Genomic DNA, 5,183 nt, shown 5'->3' on the forward strand with positions numbered 1-5,183 from the left:
CTGTGTTCGGCATGGGTACAGGTGTATCTCCTAGGCTATCGTCACTTAACTCTGAGTAATACCTACTCAAAATTGAATATCTATCAAATCACAAGTAAACCTCGCGCTTCGTATCCTCAGTTACTTTGGATAAGTCCTCGAGCTATTAGTATTAGTCCGCTACATGTGTCGCCACACTTCCACTTCTAACCTATCTACCTGATCATCTCTCAGGGCTCTTACTGATATAAAATCATGGGAAATCTCATCTTGAGGTGGGTTTCACACTTAGATGCTTTCAGCGTTTATCCCGTCCCTACATAGCTACCCAGCGATGCCTTTGGCAAGACAACTGGTACACCAGCGGTAAGTCCACTCTGGTCCTCTCGTACTAGGAGCAGATCCTCTCAAATTTCCTACGCCCGCGACGGATAGGGACCGAACTGTCTCACGACGTTCTGAACCCAGCTCGCGTGCCGCTTTAATGGGCGAACAGCCCAACCCTTGGGACCGACTACAGCCCCAGGATGCGACGAGCCGACATCGAGGTGCCAAACCTCCCCGTCGATGTGAACTCTTGGGGGAGATAAGCCTGTTATCCCCAGGGTAGCTTTTATCCGTTGAGCGATGGCCCTTCCATACGGAACCACCGGATCACTAAGCCCGACTTTCGTCCCTGCTCGAGTTGTAGCTCTCGCAGTCAAGCTCCCTTATACCTTTACACTCTGCGAATGATTTCCAACCATTCTGAGGGAACCTTTGGGCGCCTCCGTTACCTTTTAGGAGGCGACCGCCCCAGTCAAACTGCCCGTCAGACACTGTCTCCGATAGGGATAACCTATCCGGGTTAGAGTGGCCATAACACAAGGGTAGTATCCCAACAGCGTCTCCTTCGAAACTGGCGTCCCGATCTCTTAGACTCCTACCTATCCTGTACATGTGGTACAGACACTCAATATCAAACTGCAGTAAAGCTCCATGGGGTCTTTCCGTCCTGTCGCGGGTAACCTGCATCTTCACAGGTACTAAAATTTCACCGAGTCTCTCGTTGAGACAGTGCCCAAATCATTACGCCTTTCGTGCGGGTCGGAACTTACCCGACAAGGAATTTCGCTACCTTAGGACCGTTATAGTTACGGCCGCCGTTTACTGGGGCTTCAATTCATACCTTCGGATTACTCCTAAGCACTCCTCTTAACCTTCCAGCACCGGGCAGGCGTCACCCCCTATACATCATCTTACGATTTAGCAGAGAGCTGTGTTTTTGATAAACAGTTGCTTGGGCCTATTCACTGCGGCTGACCTAAAGTCAGCACCCCTTCTCCCGAAGTTACGGGGTCATTTTGCCGAGTTCCTTAACGAGAGTTCTCTCGCTCACCTGAGGCTACTCGCCTCGACTACCTGTGTCGGTTTGCGGTACGGGTAGAGTATGTTTAAACGCTAGAAGCTTTTCTTGGCAGTGTGACGTCACTAACTTCGCTACTAAACTTCGCTCCCCATCACAGCTCAATGTTATAGAATTAAGCATTTGACTCAATTCACACCTCACTGCTTAGACAGACACTTCCATTCGTCTGCTTTAGTTAGCCTACTGCGTCCCTCCATCACTACATACTCTAGTACAGGAATATCAACCTGTTGTCCATCGGATACACCTTTCGGTCTCTCCTTAGGTCCCGACTAACCCAGGGCGGACGAGCCTTCCCCTGGAAACCTTAGTCTTACGGTGGACAGGATTCTCACCTGTCTTTCGCTACTCATACCGGCATTCTCACTTCTATGCGTTCCAGCACTCCTCACGGTATACCTTCTTCACACATAGAACGCTCTCCTACCATACCTATAAAGGTATCCACAGCTTCGGTAAATTGTTTTAGCCCCGGTACATTTTCGGCGCAGGGTCACTCGACTAGTGAGCTATTACGCACTCTTTGAATGAATAGCTGCTTCTAAGCTAACATCCTAGTTGTCTGTGCAACCCCACATCCTTTTCCACTTAACAATTATTTTGGGACCTTAGCTGGTGGTCTGGGCTGTTTCCCTTTCGACTACGGATCTTAGCACTCGCAGTCTGACTGCCGACCATAATTCTTTGGCATTCGGAGTTTATCTGAGATTGGTAATCCGGGATGGACCCCTCACCCAAACAGTGCTCTACCTCCAAGAATCTTTATGTCGACGCTAGCCCTAAAGCTATTTCGGAGAGAACCAGCTATCTCCAAGTTCGTTTGGAATTTCTCCGCTACCCACAAGTCATCCAAGCACTTTTCAACGTGCCCTGGTTCGGTCCTCCAGTGCGTCTTACCGCACCTTCAACCTGCTCATGGGTAGGTCACATGGTTTCGGGTCTACGACATGATACTAATGCGCCCTATTCAGACTCGGTTTCCCTGCGGCTCCGTCTCTTCAACTTAACCTCGCATCATATCGTAACTCGCCGGTTCATTCTACAAAAGGCACGCTCTCACCCATTAACGGGCTCGAACTTGTTGTAGGCACACGGTTTCAGGTTCTATTTCACTCCCCTCCCGGGGTGCTTTTCACCTTTCCCTCACGGTACTGGTTCACTATCGGTCACTAGGGAGTATTTAGGGTTGGGAGATGGTCCTCCCAGATTCCGACGGGATTTCACGTGTCCCGCCGTACTCAGGATACTGCTAGGTACAAAGACTATTTTAAATACGAGGCTATTACTCTCTTTGGCTGATCTTCCCAAATCATTCTTCTATAATCTTTGAGTCCACATTGCAGTCCTACAACCCCGAAGAGTAAACTCTTCGGTTTGCCCTCCTGCCGTTTCGCTCGCCGCTACTAAGGCAATCGCTTTTGCTTTCTCTTCCTGCAGCTACTTAGATGTTTCAGTTCACTGCGTCTTCCTCCTCACATCCTTAACAGATATGGGTAACAGGTAGTACCTGTTGGGTTCCCCCATTCGGAAATCCCTGGATCATCGCTTACTTACAGCTACCCAAGGCATATCGTCGTTTGTCACGTCCTTCTTCGGCTCCTAGTGCCAAGGCATCCACCGTGCGCCCTTATTAACTTAACCTTATTTTTTGACCTTTCAGTCATAAACTCTTTTAATACTACAGCGTTTCGGTTTATTTTCTTGTTACTATTTGATATAGATATTCAATTTTCAATGTGCATTACTTGGTGATCTCTCACCAATGGAGCCTAGCGGGATCGAACCGCTGACCTCCTGCGTGCAAAGCAGGCGCTCTCCCAGCTGAGCTAAGGCCCCACAAGACCTCTCAAGACTAAACAAGACCAATGTGCAGTTCCTTATCCTTAGAAAGGAGGTGATCCAGCCGCACCTTCCGATACGGCTACCTTGTTACGACTTCACCCCAATCATCTATCCCACCTTAGGCGGCTGGCTCCAAATGGTTACCTCACCGACTTCGGGTGTTACAAACTCTCGTGGTGTGACGGGCGGTGTGTACAAGGCCCGGGAACGTATTCACCGCGGCGTGCTGATCCGCGATTACTAGCGATTCCGACTTCATGTAGGCGAGTTGCAGCCTACAATCCGAACTGAGACTGGCTTTAAGAGATTAGCTTGCCGTCACCGGCTTGCGACTCGTTGTACCAGCCATTGTAGCACGTGTGTAGCCCAGGTCATAAGGGGCATGATGATTTGACGTCATCCCCACCTTCCTCCGGTTTATTACCGGCAGTCTCGCTAGAGTGCCCAACTGAATGATGGCAACTAACAATAGGGGTTGCGCTCGTTGCGGGACTTAACCCAACATCTCACGACACGAGCTGACGACAACCATGCACCACCTGTCACCTCTGTCCCGAAGGAAAACTCTATCTCTAGAGCGGTCAGAGGGATGTCAAGACCTGGTAAGGTTCTTCGCGTTGCTTCGAATTAAACCACATGCTCCACCGCTTGTGCGGGCCCCCGTCAATTCCTTTGAGTTTCAACCTTGCGGTCGTACTCCCCAGGCGGAGTGCTTAATGCGTTAGCTGCGGCACTAAACCCCGGAAAGGGTCTAACACCTAGCACTCATCGTTTACGGCGTGGACTACCAGGGTATCTAATCCTGTTTGCTCCCCACGCTTTCGAGCCTCAGCGTCAGTTACAAGCCAGAGAGCCGCTTTCGCCACCGGTGTTCCTCCATATATCTACGCATTTCACCGCTACACATGGAATTCCACTCTCCCCTCTTGCACTCAAGTTAAACAGTTTCCAAAGCGTACTATGGTTAAGCCACAGCCTTTAACTTCAGACTTATCTAACCGCCTGCGCTCGCTTTACGCCCAATAAATCCGGACAACGCTCGGGACCTACGTATTACCGCGGCTGCTGGCACGTAGTTAGCCGTCCCTTTCTGGTAAGATACCGTCACAGTGTGAACTTTCCACTCTCACACTCGTTCTTCTCTTACAACAGAGCTTTACGATCCGAAAACCTTCTTCACTCACGCGGCGTTGCTCGGTCAGACTTCCGTCCATTGCCGAAGATTCCCTACTGCTGCCTCCCGTAGGAGTCTGGGCCGTGTCTCAGTCCCAGTGTGGCCGATCACCCTCTCAGGTCGGCTATGTATCGTTGCCTTGGTGAGCCGTTACCTCACCAACTAGCTAATACAACGCAGGTCCATCTGGTAGTGATGCAATTGCACCTTTTAATTGACTATCATGCAATAATCAATTTTATGCGGTATTAGCTATCGTTTCCAATAGTTATCCCCCGCTACCAGGCAGGTTACCTACGCGTTACTCACCCGTTCGCAACTCATCCAGAGAAGCAAGCTCCTCCTTCAGCGTTCTACTTGCATGTATTAGGCACGCCGCCAGCGTTCGTCCTGAGCCAGGATCAAACTCTCATTAAAAGTTTGAGTTCTCACTCATTTCTGTCACTGACAGATTTATTGTTTTTTTCATTGTTCAGTACTATAACCTCAGTTATAGTGCCCTGCACATTGGTTCGTCTTGTTCAGTTTTCAAAGGTCTTTGTCTCTCACTTCTCTCATGAGCGACAACTATATTAGTATATCACAGCTAGCTCTCTCTGTCAACAAGTTTTTTAAACTTTTTTCCAAGTTTTTTCCAACCACAATATACCCATAGTCCGTACGGGATTCGAACCCGTGTTACCGCCGTGAAAAGGCGGTGTCTTAACCCCTTGACCAACGGACCTGAGCTTTTCGACTCTTTCTATTATACCTTCTTTTCTCCCTTTGTCAAGAACTTTT

Annotated in this window: 2 tRNA genes and 2 rRNA genes; all 4 read right to left on the reverse strand. The window is 49.4% G+C overall.

The features are described from left to right. Window positions 1–125: 125 nt before the first annotated feature. Window positions 126–3,028, reverse strand: a 23S ribosomal RNA gene (locus ACUW6H_RS09290). 122 nt (window positions 3,029–3,150) lie between these two features. Next, a tRNA-Ala gene (locus ACUW6H_RS09295) sits at window positions 3,151–3,223 on the reverse strand. 51 nt (window positions 3,224–3,274) lie between these two features. Further along, window positions 3,275–4,820: ribosomal RNA gene (locus tag ACUW6H_RS09300) — 16S ribosomal RNA — on the reverse strand. Together the 16S and 23S rRNA genes with 2 tRNA genes alongside form the textbook arrangement of a ribosomal RNA operon. Before the next feature lie 235 nt (window positions 4,821–5,055). Continuing rightward, window positions 5,056–5,127 (reverse strand) — tRNA-Glu (locus ACUW6H_RS09305). Window positions 5,128–5,183 lie beyond the last annotated feature (56 nt).

The sequence above is a fragment of the Streptococcus sp. 151470009-6 genome (assembly GCF_053628175.1).